This window comes from Pseudomonas sp. Pseusp16, from assembly GCF_047324915.1.
Lineage (GTDB): Bacteria > Pseudomonadota > Gammaproteobacteria > Pseudomonadales > Pseudomonadaceae > Aquipseudomonas > Aquipseudomonas fluorescens_CD.
This window is the reverse complement of the sequence record NZ_CP168522.1, coordinates 3,488,609-3,511,268: the sequence shown is the minus strand read 5'-3', so window position 1 is coordinate 3,511,268 and position 22,660 is coordinate 3,488,609. Positions and strand designations below refer to the sequence as shown.

The following is a 22,660-nucleotide window of genomic DNA, read 5'->3' as shown; positions in this document are numbered from 1 at the left end:
TACACCGCTTTCGCGAGCAAGCCCGCTCCCACAGGGATTGTGTTTCCACAGTAGTACTTTGCGCCGCCTTTCGATCGGAGTTCCCATGGCCAACGCTTTACCCGACCTGAAACTATTGCGCATCTTCGTCAGCGTGGTGCGACACCAGGGCTTCGCCAACGCCCAGCAGGAGCTCAATCTCTCGACGTCGGCCATCAGCACCTACATGAGCCAGCTCGAAGCGGCCCTCGGCCTGGTGCTCTGCCATCGCGGTCGTGGCGGTTTCAGCCTGACCAGCAAGGGCGAACTGTTCCATCAGGAAACCCTGCGTCTGTTGGGCGAGCTCGAAGGCTTCGAGCAATACGCTGCTGCCCTCAAGGGTGAACTGCGCGGGACCTTGAACCTTGGGGTCATTGACTCCACCGTCAGCGACAAGGCCCTGCCGTTTGCCGAAGCCATCGGTGCCTACAGCCAGGAACACCCGGCCGTGCACTTGCACCTGTCGGTGATGAGCCCCTACGAATTGCAACTCGGCGTACAAGACAACCGTCTCGACCTGGCCATCGGCGCGTTTTCCACGCGCATGAGCGGCCTGGTGTACATGCCGCTGTACCGTGAACAACACTGGTTGTATTGCAGCACGCGGCATCCGCTGTTCAACGAGCGGCGCATTCCCGAACAAGTCATCACGCAGCAGCGCATGGTCGGTCGCGGCTACTGGAGCCAGGCCGAACTGGCGCGTCACGGCTTCAAGCACAGTGCCGCGACCGTGGAAAGTATGGAGGCCCAGCTGATTCTGGTGCTGTCCGGCGCCTACATCGGCTACCTGCCGGAACACTACGCCCAGGCTTGGGCCGACAAGGGGGACTTGCGGGTGCTGCTGCCGGCGACCTTCGGCTATCAGGCGCCATTCTCGATGATCGTGCGTCGGGGCCGTAGTCGCGAGCCGTTGATCCAGACGTTTCGCGACTTGCTGAAAGCCCAACTGAACCAGGCCTGAGAAGATGTCCAGAATCCAATGCCCGCGCTGCCTGCGCCCGCAAAGCCACTGCCTGTGCCCATTGATCCCGAGCCTCGACAGCCGCACCCGCGTGTTGCTGTTGCAGCATCCGAGCGAAGTGAACCATGCACTGAATACTGCACGGCTGGCGGCGTTGGGCCTGAACAATGCCGAGTTGATCGTGGGGGAGGTGTTCGAGGATTTGCCGACCTTGTTGAGCCGGCCGGGGTATCGGGCGCGCTTGTTGTTTCCCGGCGAAGAGGCGCAACCGATGCAGGCCTGTGCCGCAACGGACGAGCCGTTGTTGCTGGTCGTCCCGGACGGCACCTGGCGCAAGGCGCGCAAGTTGCTGCACCTCAATCCGCTGCTGGCGGCGTTGCCGAGGGTGACGCTGGCCGAGGGCGGTGTGTCCCGTTATCGCCTGCGCAAGGCGCCGGGACCGGGAGCATTGTCGACGGTGGAGGCGATTGTGCAGGCGCTTGAAACCCTTGAGGCACCGACTTCCTTTGCGCCATTGCTCAGGCCGTTCGAAGCGTTGATCGAGGGGCAGATTGCGGCGATGGGGGAGGAGGTTTTTCAGCGTAATCATGGGCCGAAGTAGGCGTCGTCAATGCCGGCCCCTTCGCGAGCAAGCCCGCTCCCACAGAGGGTTGCGTCGTGCACAAATAAAGTGAACACAACTAAACACTGTGGGAGCGGGCTTGCCCGCGAAGAGGCCGGTTCAATCACTGCAATCTTCGAATAAGGACTACCGCTCCCGCATTGCCTCGGTCCGAGCTTTAAGCACCGGTTTAAGCAAGTAATCGAGCACCGTCTTCTCCCCGGTAATAATGTCCACCGTCGCCACCATCCCCGGGATGATCAGCAGCGGTTTCACGTCCCCGCCCAAATGGTTCTTGTCCGTACGCACCTGAATCAGATAGAAGCTGTTGCCCTTGTCGTCGGTGATGGTGTCGGCGCCGATCAACTCCAGTTTGGCGCTCAGGCCGCCGTAGATCGTGTAGTCGTAGGCACTGAACTTGACCATGGCTTTCTGGCCCGGATGCAGGAATGCAACGTCCTGTGGTCGCACCTTGGCTTCGATCAGCAGGTTGTCTTCCAGCGGCACGATTTCCACCATGTCGCTGCCGGGCTGGACCACGCCACCGATGGTGTTGACCTTCAACACCTTGATGATGCCGTGAACCGGGGAGACCACGGTGGTACGGGTCACGCGGTCGTCGATGGCGATGCTCGATGCTGTGATTTTCGACAGATCGGTGCGCTTCTCATTCAGCTCTTTGGCGGCTTCCGAACGGAAGGTCTGTTCCGACTCGTCGATCTTGCTTTTGATCTCGTTGATTGCCGATTCCGCCCGGGGAATCGCCAGGGTGGTGGCGTTCAGTGAGCCGCGAATCTCCACCGCGCTACGTTTGAGGCGCAGGATCTCCACCGGTGATACCGCGCCGGTGCCCACCAGTGGTGCGGACATGTTCATCTCTTGCTGCAACAACGCCAGGCTTGAACTGAACTGCCCCTGTTTCGAGCGAAATTCTGCCAGCTCCTGGGTTTTTTGCCGAAGTTGTTCGGTCAGGGTGCGCTGTTCGCTGGCCAGTCGGCGTTGCCGCTGTTCGTACAGGGAACGCTCGTCTTCAGCCACCTGCGGAGCCTTGGCGATCACTTCATCCGACAGCTTGAACGGCCGGCCTTCGGCTTCGGCAGAAAGCCGTTCGACCTGCGCGGTCAACGCGTATCGGTCGGCTTCACTTTCGCCCTTGTTCGACAGGTAGCGCGTGTCATCCAGGCGCAGCAAGGTGTCGCCCTTGTTCACCATTTGTCCTTCACGAATGAAAATTTCAGTGACGATGCCGCCCTCCAGGTTCTGGATCACCTGGACTTTGCTCGACGGAATCGCCTTGCCTTCACCCATGGTCACTTCCTGCAGCACGGCGAACCTGGCCCAGACCAGTGCGCTGGCCAACAACGCGGCGGCCAGCCACACGGTGATTCGCGACCAGCGCGGTGAGTCCTGCACCGAGGCGCCGGCGGTTTCCGGCATGAACTCGGTTTCGGCACTTTTGTTGAAACTGTCGAAGTAGCCACGGGAACCCTGATCGGCAGACATGGACGACTCCTAGACCGCCGCAGAGCCGACACGGCCCTTGCGCAGTGCATCGATGACCGCTTCTTTCGGACCGTCGGCGACAATCCGTCCGTTGTCCAGCACCACCAGGCGATCCACCAGGCTCAGCATCGAGGTGCGGTGGGTCACCAGCAGGAGGGTTTTGCCCTGGACCCAGCCGTGGAGTTTTTTCCTCAGGACGTCTTCGCTGCTGTTGTCCATGGCACTGGTGGGCTCGTCGAGCAGCATGATCGGCGGGTCGAGCAACATGGAACGGGCCATCAACACTGCCTGGCGCTGGCCGCCGGACAGCAGTTGCCCACGCTCGCCCACGGGCCGGTCGAAGCCTTGCGGGTGTTGCCGGGCCAGTTCGGTGACGCCGGTCATTTCCGCCACTTCGAGCATGCGTGAGTCGCTGATATAGCGCGCGCCGAGGGTCAGGTTGTCGCGCAGGCTGCCGGCCAGCAGCGGCAGGTCGTGGGCGACGTAACCGATTTGATGGCGCAGGTCGGCGACATCCAGTTGCCGCAGGTCCAGGCCATCGAGCAGCAACTGACCCTCATCCGGTTCATAGAACCCCATCACCAATCGCGCCAGGGTGCTTTTGCCTGAGCCGCTGCGACCGATGATGCCGACGCGCTCACCGGCTTTCACACTGAAGCTGATATTGGCCAGGGCGGGAGAGCTCTGGCCGTTGTAGTGGAAGCTCACGCCGACAACATCCAGCGCGCCTTGCAGTTGGGTGCGCTCCAGCGGCCGCTGTTTGGCGTCACGCTCCTGGGGCAGGCCCATCAGTGCGTCGGTGCTTTTCATGGTCAGTTGCGCTTGCTGGTAGCGCGTGATCAGGCCGGCGATTTGCCCCAGCGGCGCTAATACCCGGCTGCCGAGCATGTAGCTGGCCACCAGGGCGCCGACGCTGAGGTTGCCGGCGATGATGCTGTAGACCCCGGCGACGATGGTTGCCATGCCGGACAACTGCTGGATGAACAAGGTGCCGTTGGTGGCCAGGGCCGACAAGTTACGCGCATGGCTGTCGAGGCGGGTGAGGGCGCCGTGAGTGCTTTCCCATTTGTGCTGGCGCTCGCTTTCGGCGCTGCAGGCCTTGAGGGTTTCCAGGCCGCTGAGGGTTTCGATCAGCAATGCCTGGCGTTCGGCGCCGAGGCTGAGGCTTTTCTGCACGGTGTCGCGCAGGCGGACCTGGATCACCATGGCGAAGATGATAGTGATAGGGAACGCCAGTATCGGGATCACCACCAGCCAGCCTCCGAGCAGGCCGATCACCAGCAGCATCAGCAGGCAGAAGGGCAGGTCGATCAGGCTGGTGAGGGTCACGGCGGTGAGAAATTCCCGCAAGCCCTGAAAGTCATGAATGCTTTGGGCAAAGCCCCCGATGGTCGCCGGCCGCGCTTTCATTGCCATGCCGGTGATGCGCTCAAACAGGGTGGCCGACAGGATCACGTCGGTTTTCTTGCCGGCGGTATCCAGCAAGTGCGCGCGCACGACCCGCAGCACCAGTTCGAAAGCGGTGCCGATCAACAGACCGATCGCCAGCACCCACAAGGTCGACGTGGCCTGGTTCGGCACTACGCGGTCGTAGGTCTGCATCACGAACAGCGGCACCATCAGCCCCAGCAGGTTGATCAGGAAACTCGCCAGAATCGCGTCGCTATACAGCCATTTCGACAGCTTCAGCGTATCGCGAAACCAGGCCTGCACCCGGGGCACCAGCGGCGAGCGCAAGTCTTCGAGTTCGTGGCGCGGGCGGGCAAACAGCGCCTGGCCACTGTAGTGTTCGGCCAGTTCCTCAGGGCTGAGCCATTGTTCGCCACCGTCGGCTTCGCTGGGCAGGATAAGCACCTTGCCATCCTCGCCATAACGGCGCAGGACGGCCGTGCGGCCGTTGTTGAGCAACAGCAGCACGGGCAGGTTGAGCGCGGAGATGTCCTTGAGGTCACGGCGCAGCAAGCGCGCCTGCAAACCGGCCCGGGCCGCTGCACGGGGCAGCAGATCCAGGCTCAGGCGTTGGTGTGCCATGGGGAGCCCGGCACTCAGGCTGGCGCGACTGACCGTCGCGCCGTGGAGTTTGCAGAGGATCACCAGACCGTCCAGAAGCGGGTCATCGAAGCTCAGGCGCGGATCGATACCGGTGTTGCCGGTCTCCATGCTGGTCATTGAACCCTCCCGTGCACTACTTCATTTCAGGCAGACGCGCTTCGTTTTTCACTTCGGTCTGGGCGATCGCGTCGGCGGGCAGTACAACGCGTTGTTTGCTCAACAACTGGCCCATGTTCGCCAACACGCGGTACATCGAAAACTCTTCGGTGTAGCGCACTTCGGTGTAGCGACGGTTGGCGTTGTAGAGTTCGTTTTCACTGTCGAGCAGGTCCAGCAGGGTCCGTTGACCGAGGCCGAACTGATCCTGGTAGGCCATGCGTACGCGCTTGCTGGTGTCGGCGTATTCACGGGCGGTCGGGGTTTGTTTCTTGGCATTGACCATGGCATTCCAGGCCAGGTGAATGTTCTCGTTGAGCTGGCGCAGGGCATTGTTACGGATGTCCATGGCCTGGTTGATCTTGTGTGAGTCGGAGGCCAGGCGCGCCTTGTCGCTGCCGCCGCGGAACAGGTTGTAGTTCATCACCACGCCGACCCGCCATTCGTTGTCATGGCCTTCATCGCCCTGCACGTTGTTGTTCGCGCCCACTGCCGCCTCGGCGTCGAGACGCGGGTAGAACGGCGACTTGGCGACTTCGTACTGGCTTTCGGCCGATTGCACGTCGGCCTGGGCGGATTTCAGGTAAGGGTTGTTTTCCACCATGCTCTGCTGGGCTTCGGGCAAGGAGGCAGGGACTTCGCCGCGAATCGATGGCGGGGTTTCGAGTTCATCGGGCATACGCCCTACAACGGCGTAAAAGTTCGACTCGGCGTCAGCCAGATCCACTTCGGCGGTGTCGAGGTTGTTTTCCGCCAGTGCCCGGCGAGCCGTGGACTGGTCGGCATCGGCGTTGCTGCCCACGCCGCGCTGGGTGCGCAGGCCGATCTGGTCATTGACCCGCAAGTGCGCTTGCAGGTTGTTTTTGGCCAGTGTCACCAGTTCGCGGCGCTTGAGCACTTCGAGGTAAACCTCGGTGGTGCGCAGGGCCAGATCCTGAGCCGTACCCTGAGCGTAATAGGCTCGCGAGTTGACCACGCCCTGGGTGCGTCCGACTTCATTGGCGGTGTTGAACCCGTCAAAGAGCATTTGCCGCAGGCGCAATTCCGACTGGGTGTAGTTGAGGGTTTCGGTGTGGTGATTGCCGAACGCCCGGGTATTGGTGTTATCGCTATACGCGCGCCCGTAGGCGGCATTCAGATCAACCGATGGATAAAAGCCCCCTTTGGCGACCTTCACGTCCTCATCCGCCGACAGGCGGCTGTCCACCCGTGATGCCAGCTCCGGATGGGTCGCGATTGTGCTCTGGATCGCTTCGGTCAGCGTCATGGCCTGAGCCTGGGACGAGCAGGCCATGGCCAAAAGAACCGCGCTGCAGAGGGGGGTTAATAGGCGCATGTACATCTCCCTGATTGCTGATGGTGCTTATCAATCGCCAATTATTTGACGATATTTATAGGTAAAGTTGTTTCATGTCTTTAACAAAAGAGCTAAGAACATTCTGGAGCGTAGCTAAGAAATTTTTTTCATAACGACTATGCAAAAAAAAACTTATGCGCTCTGCGAAATCCAGCACATTGTTCAATGCGAAAGCCCTTGTTTTATGGGCGCTAGGGCGCTTGTCGGGGTTTGAAGAAAATTCCAATCCACTTATCGACATAGGGCGGAGAAGTGCTGGAGGGGAGGGACGCGAGCGATCTGGTGGCGACGGTTTTTTGTCACTTGAGTGATTCAGGATCGCTACGCATCGCTCACAGGCAACGTTGTTGCGCACAGGGATCCGATGCCATTGATTGCAGAGGGTTTTTCCCAAAATCGTAAACAGCGCCGTGAGCGACTGGCTGGGCGAGATCGTTGCCAGGGCCACGGCTTACTCAAGTAAACCGGTACCCGGAACACGATCCGCCAGACAACCCGTTTGAGCCATGAGCATGTTCTTCGCGCAAACAAGGTGCCGACAGCGGTTGGCAGCGGAGGAAGTGCACATGGCTACGCTCATCGGCATCGTCAGTAAGGTTATCGGTCAGGTGTTCGCGGTCGCGAGCGACGGCACCCGGCGTACTTTGGTCGAGGGGGATCGGCTGTTCGCCGGCGACCAACTGAGCACTGGCGCTGAAGGCGCGGTGGCGGTGCACCTGCAAAATGGCCAGGAGCTGACCCTCGGGCGCGGCAGCAGCATGCAGATGACACCGCAGCTGCTCGCCAATCAGATTCCCCATGTGGACTCGCATGAAGCGGCGACGCCGAGCGAAGCGCAACTGACGGATGTCGAACAGCTGCAAAAAGCCATTGCGGCGGGCGACGACCCGACCCAGAGCGCTGAAGCTACCGCTGCCGGACCTGCCACGACTACCGGTGTACCGGGCGGCATCCAGGGCAGTGGTCATAGTTTCGTCATGCTCGAAGAGGTGGGCGGGCGAGTCGACCCAATCATTGGTTTCCCCACTGCCGGTTTCAATGGCATTCCCGAACTTCCCGAAGAACGCCTGAACGCTAATCCGGACAACAACGTTGTAGAGGCCGCTGCCCCTGTGGTGCCGCCAGTGACGCCAGAGGTTCCGAACAATCCGGTCAGCCTCGACGGTCTGTCGGCGCAGAATGGCGAGCTGACCGTCAATGAGGCCAACCTGGCCGACGGATCGGCGAGCAACCCAGGCGCGCTGACCCAAAGCGGCGCCTTTACCGTCAATGCGCCCGACGGGCTGGCCAGCCTCAGCATCGGCGGCATCAACGTGATCAGCGGCGGCGTGCCGGCAGGTATTCCACAGTCGATCACCACCCCGTTGGGCAGCACCTTGACCATCACCGGTTACAACCCGGCGACCGGTGTGGTCAGTTACAGCTACACCCTCAACGGTGCCGAAACCCATGCAAGCGGCGAGGGTGCCAATAGTCTCGGCGAACACATCACTGTGGTGGCCAACGACAGCAATGGCGACACCACCACCGGTTCGCTGGATATCAACATAACCGACGACGTGCCCAAAGCGGTCGACGACAGCAATGGCACGGCCTCGGAAACCCTGCTGACCCTCAATGGCAACGTGCTGAGCAACGACGTGCAAGGCGCCGACCGGGTAACGCTCGGCGAAAACAGCGGCCCGATCACCCCCGGCACCTTCACCGGGACTTACGGCACTTTGGTGCTCAACGCCAACGGTACCTACACCTACACGCTGAACATCAGCGATGCCGACTTCAAAGCCCTGCACGGCGGCGGCAGTGCGACAGAGACCTTCACCTATACGCTGACGGATGCCGACGGCGACAGCAGCACGGCCAACCTGGTGCTGCAGATCCATAACAACGACGATTCGGTGACGGTTGGTGGATTGAACGTCGAGGGTGGCGAGTTGACCGTCTTCGAGAAAAACCTCAGCGACGGCAGCAGCCCGGATACACCGGCCCTGACCCAGAGCGGCACCTTTACCGTCACCGCGCTGGACGGTGTGACCACCCTGAGCGTCGGCGGCATCGCCGTGGTCACTGGCGGTGTGGCCGCGGGCTTCCCGCAATCGATCACCACGCCATTGGGCAGCACGCTGACCATCACCGGCTTCAACGCCGCGACCGGCGTGGTCAGCTACAGCTACACCCTCAACGATAACGAAGCGCACCCGACGGCCAACGGCGCCAACAGCCTGCCTGAGCAGTTCGCCGTGACCGTGGTCGATGACAACGGCACCACCGCCACCGGCTCACTGGACGTGAACATCGTCGACGACCTGCCAAAAGGCGTGGACGACAGCAACGCCAGCACCGCTTCGGAAAGCCTGCTGACCCTCAACGGCAACGTGCTGAGCAACGACGTGCAAGGCGCGGACCGGGTGACAGTGGGCGAAAACACCGGTCCGATCACCCCCGGCACTTTCACCGGCACCTACGGCACCCTGGTGCTGAATGCCAATGGCACCTACACCTACACGCTTAATACCAGCGATGCCGACTTCAAGGCCTTGCACGGCGGCGGCAGTGCGACGGAGACCTTCACCTATACGCTGACGGATGCCGACGGCGACAGCAGCACGGCCAACCTGGTGCTGCAGATCCACAACAACGACGACTCGGTGACGGTTGGTGGTTTGAACGTTGAGGGCGGCGAATTGACCGTCTTCGAGAAAAACCTCAGCGACGGTAGCAGCCCCGACGCACCGGCCCTGACCCAGAGCGGCACCTTTACCGTCACCGCGCTGGACGGTGTGACCACCCTGAGCGTCGGCGGCATCGCCGTGGTCACTGGCGGTGTGGCCGCCGGCTTCCCGCAATCGATCACCACGCCATTGGGCAGCACGCTGACCATCACCGGCTTCAACGCCGCGACCGGCGTGGTCAGCTACAGCTACACCCTCAACGATAACGAAGCGCACCCGACGGCCAACGGCGCCAACAGCCTGCCCGAACAGTTCGCCGTGACCGTGGTCGACGACAACGGCACCACCACCACCGGTTCACTCGACGTGAACATCGTCGACGACTTGCCGAAGGGTGTGGACGACAGCAACGCCAGCACCGCCTCGGAAACCCTGCTGACCCTCAATGGCAACGTGCTGAGCAACGACGTGCAGGGCGCCGACCGGGTAACGCTCGGCGAAAACGCCGGCCCGATCACCCCCGGCACTTTCACCGGCACCTACGGCACCCTGGTGCTCAACGCCAACGGCACTTACACCTACACCCTCACCACCAGCGATGCCGACTTCAAGGCCCTGCACGGTGGCGGCAGTGCGACGGAGACCTTCACCTATACGCTGACGGATGCCGATGGCGACAGCAGCACGGCCAACCTGGTGCTGCAGATCCACAACAACGATGACCCGGTCACGATTGGCGGTTTGAACGTCGAGGGCGGCGAGTTGACCGTCTTCGAGAAAAACCTCAGCGACGGCAGTGCACCGGATGCCGCGGCGCTGATCCAGAATGGCACCTTCACCGTCACGGCCCTGGACGGTGTAACGACCCTGAGCGTCGGCGGCATCGCCGTGGTCAGCGGCGGCGTGGCGGCCGGCTTCCCGCAATCGATCACCACCCCGCTGGGCAGCACGCTGACCATCACCGGCTTCAACGCCGCAACCGGCGTGGTCAGCTACAGCTACACCCTCAACGATAACGAAGCGCATCCGACGGCCAATGGCGCGAACACTTTGCCTGAGCAGTTCGCCGTGACCGTGGTCGATGACAACGGCACCACCACGACCGGTTCGCTGGACGTCAACATCGTCGACGACCTGCCGAAGGGGATGGACGACAGCAACGCCAGCACCGCCTCGGAAAGCCTGCTGACCCTCAATGGCAACGTGCTGAGCAACGACGTGCAAGGCGCCGACCGGGTAACGCTCGGCGAAAACGCCGGCCCGATCACCCCCGGGACCTTCACCGGCACCTACGGCACCCTGGTGCTCAATGCCAACGGCACTTACACCTACACGCTGAACCCCAACGATGCGGATTTCAAAGCCTTGCACGGCGGTGGCGACGGCACCGAAACCTTCACCTACACCCTCACCGATTCGGACGGCGATACCAGCACCGCGAATCTGGTGCTGAACATCTACAACAACGATGATCCGGTGCTCCTCAACGGCCTCAACGTGTATGGCGGCGAGCTGACGGTCTACGAGAAAAACCTGAGCGACGGCAGCAGCCCGGACGCACCAGCCCTGACCCAGAGCGGGACCTTCACGGTGACCGCCCTCGATGGCCTGCAAACCCTGACTGTCGGCGGCATCGCCGTGGTCAGCGGTGGCGTGGCCGCCGGCTTCCCGCAATCGATCACCACGCCATTGGGCAGCACGCTGACCGTTACCGGGTTCAACGCCGCGACCGGTGTGGTGAGCTACAGCTACACCCTCAACGATAACGAAGCCCATCCAACGGCTAACGGCGCCAACAGCCTCACCGAGAACTTCAACGTTGTGGCCACCGATACGGACGGCGACAGTTCGACCGGGCAGATCAACGTCAACATCATCGACGACCTGCCCAAAGGCGTGTACGACAGCAACGCCAGTACCGCCTCGGAAACCCTCCTGACCCTCAATGGCAACGTGCTGAGCAATGATGTGCAAGGCGCCGACCGGGTAACGCTCGGCGAAAACAGCGGCCCGATCACCCCCGGCACTTTCACCGGCACCTACGGCACCCTGGTACTGAATGCCAATGGCACCTACATCTACACACTGAACACCAGCGATGCCGACTTCAAAGCCCTGCACGGTGGCGGCGACGGCAGCGAAACCTTCACCTACACCCTCACCGATGCGGACGGCGATAGCAGCACGGCCAACCTCGTGCTGCAGATCCACAACAATGATGACTCGATCACGATTGACGGTTTGAACGTCGAGGGCGGCGAACTCACCGTCTTTGAAAAAAACCTCAGCGACGGCAGCAACCCGGACGCACCGGCCCTGACCCGGAGCGGCACCTTTACTGTGACCGCGCTGGACGGAGTGACCACCCTGAGCGTGGGCGGCATCGCCGTGGTCAGCGGCGGTGTGGCGGCGGGTTTCCCGCAATCGGTCACCACCCCGCTGGGCAGCACGCTGACCATCACCGGGTTCAATGCGGCGACTGGTGTGGTGAGCTACAGCTATACACTCAACGACAACGAAGCCCACCCGACCGCCAACGGCGCCAACAGCCTGCCTGAGCAGTTCGCCGTAACCGTGGTCGACAACAACGGCACCACCGCCACGGGTTCACTGGACGTCAACATCGTCGACGACCTGCCCAAAGGCGTGTACGACAGCAATGCTTCAACGGCCTCGGAAACCCTGCTGGCCCTCAGCGGCAACGTGCTGAGCAACGACGTGCAAGGCGCTGACCGGGTAACGGTCGGCGCAAACAGCGGCCCGATCACCCCCGGCACCTTCACCGGCATCTACGGCACTTTGGTGCTGAATGCCAACGGTACCTACATCTACACGCTGAACCCCAACGACACGGACTTCAAAGCCCTGCACGGCGGTGGCAATGGCAGCGAAACCTTCACCTACACCCTCACCGACTCGGACGGCGACAGCAGCACCGCCAACCTGGTGCTGAATGTCTACAACAATGATGATCCGGTGGTCCTCAACGGCCTCGACGTGTATGGCGGTGAGCTGACGGTCTACGAAAAAAACCTCAGCGATGGCAGCAGCCCGGATGCACCGGCGCTGACCCAGAGCGGCACGTTTACCGTGACCGCGCTGGACGGCGTGACGACCCTGAGCGTCGGCGGCATTGCCGTGGTCAGCGGTGGCGTGGCCGCCGGCTTCCCGCAATCGGTCACCACCCCGCTGGGCAGCACGTTGACCATCACCGGCTTCAACGCCGTGACCGGTGTGGTGAGCTACAGCTACACCCTCAACGATAACGAAGCGCACCCGACTGCCAACGGCGCCAACAGCCTGCCTGAGCAGTTCGCCGTGACCGTGGTCGACGACAACGGCACCACCGCGACCGGTTCACTGGACGTCAACATCGTCGACGACCTGCCCAAAGGCGTGTACGACAGCAATGGCACGGCCTCGGAAACCCTGCTGACCCTCAGCGGCAACGTGCTGAGCAACGACGTGCAAGGCGCTGACCGGGTAACGGTCGGCGCAAACAGCGGCCCGATCACCCCCGGCACCTTCACCGGGACTTACGGCACTTTGGTGCTGAATGCCAACGGTACCTACACCTACACGCTGAACCCCAGCGATGCCGACTTCAAGGCGTTGCACGGCGGTGGCAACGGCAGCGAAACCTTCACCTACACCATCACCGATGCCGACGGCGACAGCAGCACCGCCAACCTGGTGCTGAATGTCTACAACAACGATGATCCGGTGGTCCTCAACGGCCTCGACGTGTATGGCGGTGAGCTGACGGTCTACGAAAAAAACCTCAGCGACGGCAGCAACCCCAACACGCCGGCCCTGACCCAGAGCGGCACCTTCACCGTCACGGCCCTGGACGGTGTAACGACCCTGAGCGTCGGCGGCATTGCCGTGGTCAGCGGTGGCGTGGCCGCCGGCTTCCCGCAATCGATCACCACCCCGCTGGGCAGCACGTTGACCATCACCGGCTTCAACGCCGTGACCGGTGTCGTGAGCTACAGCTACACCCTCAACGATAACGAAGCGCACCCGACGGCCAACGGCGCCAACACCTTGCCTGAGCAGTTCGCCGTGACCGTGGTCGACGACAACGGCACCACCGCCACCGGTTCACTGGACGTCAACATCGTCGACGACCTGCCCAAAGGCGTGTACGACAGCAACGCCAGTACCGCGTCGGAAACCCTGCTGACCCTCAGCGGCAACGTGCTGAGCAACGACGTGCAAGGCGCCGACCGGGTTGCGCTCGGCGCAAACGCCGGCCCGATCACCCCCGGCACTTTCACCGGCACCTACGGCACCCTGGTGCTGAATGCCAATGGCACCTACACCTATACGCTGAACACCAGCGATGCCGACTTCAAGGCGTTGCACGGCGGTGGCAATGGCAGTGAAACCTTCACCTACACCCTCACCGACTCGGACGGCGACAGCAGCACCGCCAACCTGGTGCTGAATGTCTACAACAATGATGATCCGGTGGTCCTCAACGGCCTCGACGTCTATGGCGGTGAGTTGACGGTCTACGAAAAAAACCTCAGCGATGGCAGCAGCCCAAGCGTGTCGGCCCTGACCCAGAACGGCACCTTCACCGTGACCGCCCTCGATGGCCTGCAAACCCTCACCGTCGGCGGCATTGCCGTGGTCAGCGGTGGCGTGGCCGCCGGCTTCCCGCAGACCGCCGTCACGCCATTGGGCAGCACACTGACCATCACCGGCTTCAACGCCGTGACCGGTGTCGTGAGCTACAGCTACACCCTCAACGATAACGAAGCGCACCCATCTGCCAACGGCGCCAACAGCCTCCCCGAGAGCTTCAACGTCGTCGCCACCGATACGGATGGCGACACGATGACCGGGCAGATCAACGTCAACATCATCGATGACCTGCCGAGCGCCAAACCTGACTCGTCGTCGGTAGTGGAGGGCGGCACCGTCAACATCAGTGTGCTGGGCAACGACGTCAGCGGCGCCGATGGTCCGGCGACGGTGGTCGGCGTGCGCGCCGGAAGCAATACCTCGACGTCGGCGATCGGCGGGCTGGGCAACCAGATCAACGGCACCTATGGCTACCTGACCCTCGATGCCAACGGCAACGCGGTGTATCACAGCAATCAGAATTCGGTCGGCGATGCGGGGGCCACTGATACGTTCACCTACACCGTGCGCGATTCCGATGGCGATGAAAGCACTACCACCATCACCATCGACGTTGCCAATAGCGCTATCAAGGCCAACCCCGATAGCGATGTGACGGTTTACGAAAAGGCCCTCGACCTGAGCAAGGACGGCCAGGACCTGGCAGCCGGTACGGTTACCGGCAGCGACCCGGGCAACACCGGCGAAACCGCGTCCGGCACACTGGTCGGTTCGGTCTCGGGTGGCAGTGGCACGCTCACCTACACCCTGGTCGGCAGCGCCACCGGCACCTACGGGCAGATCCTGCTCAACCCCGACGGCAGCTACACCTACACCCTGACCTCGGCACCAAAAACTTCGCCGAATGCCAACGACGGGCCGAACAGCCTGAGTGAAAGCTTCACCTACAAAGCCACCGATGCGCTGGGTAACAGCAGCACCAGCACAATCGTGGTCAATATTGTCGATGACGTGCCCAAGGCGGTGGCAACGGATCGCTCGGTGGCGGCGGTGGAGATCGACTCCAACCTGCTGATCGTGCTCGACGTCTCCGGCAGCATGGCCGATCCTTCCGGCGTGTCGGGCCTGTCGCGGCTGGATCTGGCCAAGCAGGCCATCAGTGCCTTGCTGGATAAATACGATGACCTGGGCGATGTGAAAGTGCAGCTCGTCACCTTCAGCAGCAGCGCCACCGACAGGACTTCGGTGTGGGTCGATGTCGCGACCGCCAAGACACTGCTGGCCGGCCTCACCGCGAACGGCGGCACCAACTACGACGCGGCCGTGGCGACCATGCAGACCGCGTTCAACACCTCGGGCAAATTGACCGGTGCGCAAAACGTCGGTTACTTCTTTTCCGACGGCAAGCCCACCGCCGGCCAGGAAATCGGCAGCGCCGACGAAACCGCGCTGAAAGCCTTCCTCGATGCCAACAACATCAAGAACTACGCGATCGGCCTGGGCAGCGGCGTGACCAACGCCAACCTCAATCCACTGGCCTATGACGGCAGCAGCCACACCGATACAAATGCGGTGGTGGTGACCGACCTCAACCAGCTCAACTCGGTGCTGTCCGGCACTGTGATCGGCGCGCCGGTGACCGGTTCGCTGCTGGGCGAGGGCGGTTCATTCGGCGCCGATGGCGGCTTCATCAAAGCCATCACGATGGACGGCACCACGTACACCTACGATCCAAGCGGCAACAGCAATCAGGGCTCGCTGAACTTCAGCGGCGGGCCCAACCACGGCACCTTCAACACCGTGGACAACACGTTGAGCATTGCCACCAACAACAGCGGTACCTTGCAGGTCAATCTCGACACCGGTGAATACGCCTACATTTCGCAGAAAACCACGTCGGTGTTGATCACCGAAAACATCGGATTTACCGCCAGCGACAACGACGGTGACCTGGCCAGTTCCACCCTGACGGTCAAAGTCATACCGAACGCGCCGCCGGTGGCCGCCGATGATAACGTCATCACCAACGTGCTTTCGGGCACCATCGTGGTGCCGGGTGAACTGTTGCTGGCCAACGACACCGACCCCAACGGCGATCAACTCTCGGCGACACCAACCTCGTTCAACACAGGCTGGATAGCGAGGGGCGCGGACTTCACCGGTACCGGCGCGATCAGCTTCGCCGGCACCAACAACAACAGCGCCAACCAGAATCTGTCAGACGTGCGCAATGCCTTTGCGGCTAACACGGCGGCGATGACGGCGGTGCTGGTGGTCAGTGGCTATCTTGGTGCGGTGTCCAACTCCAATGCCAACGATGAAGACCTCATCACAGTCAAGCTGAAACAAGGTGAGACGCTCAACCTCGATCACAACCTGGCGAGCGGACACATCACGATGGAGTATTCGCTCAACGGCGGGGCGTTCGTAAACATCGCCGATGGCGGCACCATCACCGCAAGCGCGGACGGCACTTACCAGATCCACATGACCAACATCACCGACCCCGGTAACGGCAATACGAATGCGGCGGAAAACTATCAGCTGACCATGACCGTCAACTACGCCGGGGCACACGATGTCACCCCGGACTACCACGGCACCTACACCGCCAACGACAACCATGGTGGCAGCGACTCGGCCAACCTGACCATCAGCTATCAGGATGGGCACACCCTCACCGGCACCAGCGGGGATGACATACTGGTGGCGGGCACGGGCAACAACATCATCAATGCCGGCGACGGCAACGATGTGCTCACCGCCGGCTCCGGCAACAACGAGCTGCACGGCGGCGCCGGCAATGATTGGCTCTACAGCGGCCCGGGCAATGACATCCTCGATGGCGGCACAGGCATCGACACGGCCAGTTTCTCTCACGCCACCGCCGGGGTAACCGTCAACCTCAGCCTGGCCGGTGCGCAAAACACCCTCGGCGCAGGCACGGACACCCTGACCGGCATCGAAAACCTGGTCGGGTCGAACTTCAACGACACCCTGACCGGTGACAACAATAACAACGTGATCAACGGCGGCCTGGGCAACGACATCCTCAATGGCGGGGGCGGCGATGACTTGTTGATCGGTGACCTGGGCAACAACACCCTCACCGGCGGGGCAGGGGCCGATACGTTCCAGTGGCTCAAGGGCAACAGTGGCCACGATGTGATCACCGACTTCACGCCCGGCACCGACAAGCTCGACCTGTCGCAGCTGCTGCAAGGGGAAAACGGCACCACGGCTTCGCTGGATGACTACCTGCACTTCACCGTCACCGGCAGCGGCCCATCGACGGTGACCAGCATCGATGTCAGCGCCATGGCCGGCGCCGCGCCGAATCAGACCATCGACCTCGCTGGTGTCAACCTCGCCAGCCATTACGGTGTAACGCCGGGGGCGGGCGGGGTGATCGCGGGCGGGCATGACACGGCGACCATCATCAACGGCATGCTCAACGATCATTCGTTGAAGGTGGATACGGTGTGACCTGAAAACCTGAACGAAAAAATCCGCCATTCCTGTTTAAGGGATGGCGGTTTTTTCATTCAATGGTTTCCAGCCAGGGTTTTGCCTGGCCACTGGAGTCTTTAACGCAGAACTCCGGTAGTAATCGTCCAGGGATCAGACTCTGAGTTGTCACCATAGTCTGCCAGCGCGATGAATTGATAAGTGGTTTCGTATTCCAGACGTGTAACCAGTCTGGCCCATTTACCGTTATCGTCGGTCGGTTCCAGCTTCGGATCGGTGACGCCATTGATCTTCAGCTTGATCTGCGCTGACGGGGCCGCATCACCCCTGACAATTACATGGTTGTATGGGGTGCTACCGTTGTCCTCGATTAGGCCGTCCGAATCGTACACGCGGGTATTGCGCGGCTTGATGGTGGATGCCACGGTAAAAGTGCGGGGTGGCGCAGTGATTTCCTCATCGCCATAGTCCGCCTTGGCGGCGAGGCTGTAGGCGCCGTCTGTCACATCGAGCAGAATGTTCCAGGCACCATCGCCGGGATCGGCAGTTGCGATGGCATCTTTCATGGGGGCGCCGCCATTGAGTAGTTGAATGCTCTCACCGGGCATGGCATGCCCCTTGATGATCAACTGACTCTTGTCGGTTGTGCCATCTTCAGGAACAGAAGGGCCGCCTTCGGATTCGAGGACGTCATCCAGGCTCAATTCCACATCCAATGCGGCGCGGAAGGTGAAAGCGCTGGATTCTTTGTCATTGGCCGCCCTGATCCTGATGCTGTAGTTGCCAGCGGTCAGCCCGTCGAAGGTGAGTTTGAACAGCCCATCACGGTCAACAGTGGCTCTCTTGCCCGTGGAGGTGTTGCCGTTGATCGCTTCTACTTCCATATCGGGAGGTGCGTAGCCGGAGAACTCCAGCGAGTCGCCGTCGTAGGTGCCGCCATTTTCGATCGGGCCATCCTTGCCAGTGACTTTGTCGATGATCGGCGTCTCGGTCGCCAGAACGAACGTTTTGGGCGGACGGGAATAATCGTAAGGCACGGATTTCTCGATAGCGTCAAGGCTGTAGCGCTTGAAGTCCGGCAGCGTGAACTGTTTGATCCAGACTCCTGAACCATTGCTGGTCACGTCAGTGATTGTGTTCTTGCCATCGCGAATCCCGAGCGCCTTGTTTGCGCCGGCCGTACCCTTGAAACTCAGGGTTTTGTCAAAAGTAACGCCTTGTTCAGCAACGAGATTACCACTGCTGTCTCGGACTTCATCGAAGGTTACTTTCGCTGTTGCTTCACTCGGTGTGTTTGGCGTAAGTACCGAGGTGTTCGGGGGGGTAGCGGTCATGATGATGACTCCGGGTGTTGAAAAAGTTTGGGTGCCGGAGTGATTTAAAACCTCGTTGGATAGCTTGCCTACGCTCATAAATAACAGGTGCAAGCTGGTTTTCGATCAATGATCGGAGTGGCATTGGCTGCCTGGAAAGGTTGGCTTTGGCGGCCCGATCAAGCGCCCCATCGCGCCGAAAACACCCAGTTCCGTGATGGCCACCAACTCCCCCGACGTTTCGACCATCTCGGCAATCAGCGGCAAATCAATGCTGTGGGTCGCGCGAAAGATCGCGTCGATGAACAGTCGCTTGTCAGGCTGCTCGTCGATGTTGCGAATGTAGGCTCCATCGATTTTCAGGTACGCCAACCCCAATTGGGTCAGGTTGCCGATCTGGCTGAAGCGCCCGCCAAAGTGTTGCAGGCCCATTCGATAACCGCTGACAAGCAGGCTGTGACTCAAACGCTGCAATTCGTCGGGGGAGGGCAACTGGCTTTCGTCGATTTCCAGGGTCAGGAGCGGCGCCAGTTCCGGCAGGGAGTCGAGCAGGTCGAGGATAGTTCGCCATTGCACCGGGTCGCGCAGGGTGCTCCCGGACAGGCTCAGTGCCAAGGGCCTGCGGTCGGCCACCAGGTCGTCCAGCGTGGCCTCGAGCATTGCCATGTCGAACCGTGCCGACCAGCCGAGACGCTCGATCCACGGCAGGAAATGCCCGGCGGCTATCGCCTCGCCCTGTGGGTCGAGCAGGCGTGCGAGCACTTTGTGGTGCAGCACCTGGCCGGGGTCGGCACATTGCACGACGGGCTGGAAGTACAACTGCATTTTACCTTCAGTCAGGGCATCGTCGATCCAGGTGCGCCAGTCGTGCTGGGTGTGATTCGGCGCGGTGTCACGATGGCTCAAATGCACCCAGGGTCGCTCCGGATGTTGCCGGGATTCAGTCAGTGCCTGATCCAGGCGCAGGAGTACGGTGCCGATTGACTCACCGGGGCGGTAGGCGACAACGCCCAGATGGGCGACGGGCATGCAATCACTGGCACCGGTCAGGCGCAGGTTCTCCAGGCTGGCGCTGACATCGGCGGCCAGGCGCGCGGCATTTTCAGCGTCCAGACCCGGTGTCAGCAGGCTGAATTCGCCACCACGATTGCGTGCCGCCAGCCAGGTGCGACGCTCGGGCAATTGAGCCAGGCGCTTGAGCAATTCGCCTACGGCACTGATCAGCGCGTCAGTTCGTTGGCCGCCCAGTCGCTGGTTGAGCCCGTTCAGGTCATTGATCCGTAACATCAGCAAATGGCCATCGCGACTCTGTTCGCACTCGCGTAAATGGTCGGTCAGTTGCTCGTCGAGCAGGCGCCGGTTGGCCAGGCCGGTGAGGCTGTCCAGATAGGATTCGGCCCGCAGTTTTTCGCTGCGCGCAGCTTCTTCGCTGAACAGGGCCTTGAGCTTCTCGACCATCTGGTTCATGGCCAGCACCACCCGTTTCAGTTCCGGTGTCCGTGGCAGTTTCGACAGGCTTAGAAACTCGCGGTTACTGATGGCTTCAGCTTGTCGGACCATGCTGTCGAGGGGACGAAATTGCCGGCGCAGCATCCATCCGCCAATCACGGCGCTGAACAGCCCGCACAGCAGCAACCAGACCAGGCTGCCGAGGGTGCTGTCCCAGAGCTTGGCCAGGGCGAACTGCGGATTGCTCAGCACTTCGACCCGTGCCAGTTGTTCCCAGCCGCGCATGACCAAGGCGTCGCCACCTTCCGGGCGCAGGTTGACCAGATTGACGAACCAGTCAGGCACTGCGTCGATTTTCGTCGGTGCGCTGCGTTCCACCAGGGTTTGCTGATCCTTGAGCCTGATGACGCGGATGCTGCTGAAATAGCCGCTGTCGAAAATCGAACTGACCATCAGCTCCATCATTGCCGGGTCATCGACCTGTGCTGTCAGCGACAGCCCCAGCGCAGTGGCTGCGTCCTGGGCGTGGGCGCGCAGTTGACCGAGCGTTTGCTCGCGGGAGCTTTCCAGGCTGGCAAAAAAACTGCCGCTGAACGCCACCAGCAGGAACAGGCAGATGGCCAGGAACAACTGTTTACGCAGTGTCATACATCGCTCCTTGGCATGGCGGTCAGCCCTCGCCTATGTCGAACCCTTCGGCCTGCATTTTTTTCAGCACGTCCTGCCAGCGCGACAGCTTTTTCGAGTCGCTGCTGCGCTGGCCGCCGTTTTTGCCCGGCAGGTACAGGCCTTCGGCGTTGAAGGCGTACACCGGCAGCAAGTCTTTGCGTTGGGACGCGGGGCGGATATCGCCGATCAGGTTGTCCAGCACCAGTGGGTCGGCCGTGGGGGAGTTGTAGAACGTCAGCACCATGTGTGCCTGGTTCTGGTTCAGGGCCTTGACGTAGGTGATGCGCAGTTTTTCGCTGGGAATGCCGAGTCGGCGCAGGCTGAAATACTTCGCCAGCGCGTAGTCCTCGCAATCGGCGGCGCCCTTGATCAGGGCTTCAACGGGGGTGGCCCAGTAATCGGCCTGTTGCCAGATGCGTGTGTCGTCCTGGAAGTTCAACTGCTGATTGAAGAAGCGGTTCACCGCGTTGAGCTGCTCACGTTCGGGCGCGCCGCGTGCACTTTGCAGCATTTGATTCCACGCCTCGATCCGGTTTCGTGCCGGTCCCGGCGGGCCGTAGCGTTTTTCAACGGATTGCAGAATCTGCGCAAAATCCCAGTCGGCCCCGACCCCGTTGAGTAAGGTCAGTAGCAAACCAGCCAGCAGCAACCATTCGCCGAGCCGAAGTCGGAGCGCGGGCCATCCTGGACTACGCAGACTGCGGGCCATGTCTGGCTGCTCGAGTGTAGATGGGTGAAGTTTAGGTGGAGTTTTTACCGGGGCAGGGCAGGTCGTCGGACGGGACCCGCCACCAATAGCCGGGGGAGCTTCAGAAATTGCGCAGGGTTTTTTGCCTGAGGATGTAGATCGTCACGAGCACCGCACTGGTCAGCATGAACCCCCGTGCCCAGGGAAGCGGCACCAGATAGCAGGAGAACAGGATGCTCGCCCACATCAGGCCGATGGCGTAGACCTTGCCCTTGAGCGGGATGCCGTTGCCGTCGAGGTAGTCGCGGATCCATGGGCCAAGCCGTGGATGCTCAACCAGCCATTGATAGAAGCGCGGGGAACTGCGGGCGAAGCAGGCAGCCGCCAGTAGCAGGAAAGGGGTGGTGGGCAATACCGGCAGGAAAATCCCGATCACCCCCAGCGTCACGCTCAACCAGCCGATGGCCAGCAGCACGTAACGCAACATCAGGGGGCGGTTGCCTATGGGGTTGTCCATAGGCAGAACCTTAGTGGTGACGGGGTTTGAGAATCGCCGGTTTTTCGTCTGGAGCGTTGCACAGCAGGTACAGCGCAGTCAGGGCTTCCGGGATCTGCACGATCATGTCGTCCATCAGGTTGGCATCGGCGGCAATGTCGGAGAACTCCGGTTGCTCGTCGAACAGGCCCGAACCGACCATGATCGGCAGCAGCATTTCGCTGACTTCGTCTTCGGCGGTTTCGAACCAGGCTTCTTCGCGCAGGAACACGCCTTCCATGAAACCGATGCACCAGCCGCGCAGTTCGGAATCGTCCGGTTCGTCGCCCAGGTCCAGGTCGCACGGCAACTCGAACTCTTCGTCGGAGGCCAGTTGGCGGGCGATGTGGGCCTTGAGGCCGATCAGCGTGGCTTCGATCTCTTCGCGCTGGGCCTCGCTGCTGTAATGCGGCTCTTCGGCGAACAGTGCGTCGATCCATTCACGCTCGGGAACCGCTTCGGAACAGATCGACAGCGCGGTGAGGTAGCCGTGGGCGGCCACGTAGTCCAGCGCCTCGTCATGCAGTTCATCAGCGTCGAGGAAGACTTGCAGGCGGGTTAGTTGCTCAGCGAAGGACATTAAAGGACTACCTTGGGGAATGTTCGATGCGGGAATTCTAGGCCT

12 protein-coding genes are annotated in these 22,660 nt (G+C 61.4%); 3 read left to right on the top strand and 9 right to left on the bottom strand.

Features of this window, described 5'->3' with window-relative positions:
• Nucleotides 1-85: 85 nt before the first annotated feature.
• Nucleotides 86-979, top strand: coding sequence for a LysR family transcriptional regulator (locus ACEN8Q_RS15925; RefSeq protein ID WP_007972518.1), 894 nt, complete (start codon nucleotides 86-88; stop codon nucleotides 977-979).
• A 4-nt stretch (nucleotides 980-983) separates the two neighbouring features.
• Nucleotides 984-1,580 (top strand): tRNA-uridine aminocarboxypropyltransferase, encoded by a 597-nt coding sequence (locus ACEN8Q_RS15920; protein ID WP_413427288.1) that lies wholly within the window; start codon nucleotides 984-986, stop codon nucleotides 1,578-1,580.
• 147 nt (nucleotides 1,581-1,727) lie between these two features.
• Here ACEN8Q_RS15920 and ACEN8Q_RS15915 read toward each other — a convergent pair whose 3' ends face one another.
• From ACEN8Q_RS15915 to ACEN8Q_RS15900, 4 genes are read right to left on the bottom strand one after another with little or no spacing between them, the layout of a single operon-like run.
• Entirely contained in the window at nucleotides 1,728-3,083 is a 1,356-nt protein-coding gene (locus ACEN8Q_RS15915) for an HlyD family type I secretion periplasmic adaptor subunit (protein ID WP_413703388.1), read from the bottom strand.
• A gap of 9 nt (nucleotides 3,084-3,092) precedes the next feature.
• Nucleotides 3,093-5,252 carry a type I secretion system permease/ATPase gene (locus ACEN8Q_RS15910; RefSeq protein ID WP_413703387.1) on the bottom strand — a complete coding sequence of 720 codons (2,160 nt, stop codon included), beginning with the start codon at nucleotides 5,250-5,252 and terminating at the stop codon, nucleotides 3,093-3,095.
• A gap of 16 nt (nucleotides 5,253-5,268) precedes the next feature.
• On the bottom strand, nucleotides 5,269-6,627 hold the full coding sequence (locus tag ACEN8Q_RS15905; protein WP_413427285.1) for a TolC family outer membrane protein: 1,359 nt from the start codon (nucleotides 6,625-6,627) through the stop codon (nucleotides 5,269-5,271).
• 55 nt (nucleotides 6,628-6,682) lie between these two features.
• Nucleotides 6,683-7,096: a hypothetical protein gene (locus ACEN8Q_RS15900; RefSeq protein WP_413427284.1), complete on the bottom strand. Its 414-nt coding sequence runs from the start codon at nucleotides 7,094-7,096 to the stop codon at nucleotides 6,683-6,685.
• 118 nt (nucleotides 7,097-7,214) lie between these two features.
• Here ACEN8Q_RS15900 and ACEN8Q_RS15895 point away from each other — a divergent pair, with 118 nt between their 5' ends.
• The gene (locus tag ACEN8Q_RS15895; protein WP_413703386.1) at nucleotides 7,215-17,399 is read left to right on the top strand and encodes a retention module-containing protein; all 10,185 of its coding nucleotides are present in this window, start codon (nucleotides 7,215-7,217) and stop codon (nucleotides 17,397-17,399) included.
• A 101-nt stretch (nucleotides 17,400-17,500) separates the two neighbouring features.
• Here the strand turns inward: ACEN8Q_RS15895 and ACEN8Q_RS15890 are convergent, their stop codons facing one another.
• The 5 genes from ACEN8Q_RS15890 to ACEN8Q_RS15870 all read right to left on the bottom strand — a co-directional run bounded on the left by ACEN8Q_RS15890 (nucleotide 17,501) and on the right by ACEN8Q_RS15870 (nucleotide 22,615).
• Nucleotides 17,501-18,715 carry a carboxypeptidase regulatory-like domain-containing protein gene (locus ACEN8Q_RS15890; protein ID WP_413427300.1) on the bottom strand — a complete coding sequence of 405 codons (1,215 nt, stop codon included), beginning with the start codon at nucleotides 18,713-18,715 and terminating at the stop codon, nucleotides 17,501-17,503.
• Nucleotides 18,716-18,820: 105 nt separating this feature from the next.
• Nucleotides 18,821-20,791, bottom strand: a complete 1,971-nt coding sequence (lapD, locus tag ACEN8Q_RS15885; protein WP_413427301.1) for a cyclic di-GMP receptor LapD — start codon at nucleotides 20,789-20,791, stop codon at nucleotides 18,821-18,823.
• A gap of 22 nt (nucleotides 20,792-20,813) precedes the next feature.
• Nucleotides 20,814-21,521: a cysteine protease LapG gene (gene lapG / locus ACEN8Q_RS15880; RefSeq protein ID WP_413427302.1), complete on the bottom strand. Its 708-nt coding sequence runs from the start codon at nucleotides 21,519-21,521 to the stop codon at nucleotides 20,814-20,816.
• A gap of 100 nt (nucleotides 21,522-21,621) precedes the next feature.
• Entirely contained in the window at nucleotides 21,622-22,017 is a 396-nt protein-coding gene (locus ACEN8Q_RS15875) for a YbaN family protein (RefSeq protein WP_413427303.1), read from the bottom strand.
• A gap of 10 nt (nucleotides 22,018-22,027) precedes the next feature.
• Nucleotides 22,028-22,615, bottom strand: a complete 588-nt coding sequence (locus ACEN8Q_RS15870; protein WP_008023664.1) for a YecA family protein — start codon at nucleotides 22,613-22,615, stop codon at nucleotides 22,028-22,030.
• Between the last annotated feature and the right edge of the window lie 45 nt (nucleotides 22,616-22,660).

What these genes read in the sequence shown, in the direction of transcription:
- ACEN8Q_RS15925 (WP_007972518.1), top strand. Translation starts at nt 86, where the DNA reads ATGGCCAACGCTTTACCCGACCTGAAACTATTGCGCATCTTCGTCAGC.
- ACEN8Q_RS15920 (WP_413427288.1), top strand. Translation starts at nt 984, where the DNA reads ATGTCCAGAATCCAATGCCCGCGCTGCCTGCGCCCGCAAAGCCACTGC.
- ACEN8Q_RS15915 (WP_413703388.1), bottom strand. Translation starts at nt 3,083, where the DNA reads ATGTCTGCCGATCAGGGTTCCCGTGGCTACTTCGACAGTTTCAACAAA.
- ACEN8Q_RS15910 (WP_413703387.1), bottom strand. Translation starts at nt 5,252, where the DNA reads ATGACCAGCATGGAGACCGGCAACACCGGTATCGATCCGCGCCTGAGC.
- ACEN8Q_RS15905 (WP_413427285.1), bottom strand. Translation starts at nt 6,627, where the DNA reads ATGCGCCTATTAACCCCCCTCTGCAGCGCGGTTCTTTTGGCCATGGCC.
- ACEN8Q_RS15895 (WP_413703386.1), top strand. Translation starts at nt 7,215, where the DNA reads ATGGCTACGCTCATCGGCATCGTCAGTAAGGTTATCGGTCAGGTGTTC.
- ACEN8Q_RS15890 (WP_413427300.1), bottom strand. Translation starts at nt 18,715, where the DNA reads ATGACCGCTACCCCCCCGAACACCTCGGTACTTACGCCAAACACACCG.
- lapD (WP_413427301.1), bottom strand. Translation starts at nt 20,791, where the DNA reads ATGACACTGCGTAAACAGTTGTTCCTGGCCATCTGCCTGTTCCTGCTG.
- lapG (WP_413427302.1), bottom strand. Translation starts at nt 21,521, where the DNA reads ATGGCCCGCAGTCTGCGTAGTCCAGGATGGCCCGCGCTCCGACTTCGG.
- ACEN8Q_RS15875 (WP_413427303.1), bottom strand. Translation starts at nt 22,017, where the DNA reads ATGGACAACCCCATAGGCAACCGCCCCCTGATGTTGCGTTACGTGCTG.
- ACEN8Q_RS15870 (WP_008023664.1), bottom strand. Translation starts at nt 22,615, where the DNA reads ATGTCCTTCGCTGAGCAACTAACCCGCCTGCAAGTCTTCCTCGACGCT.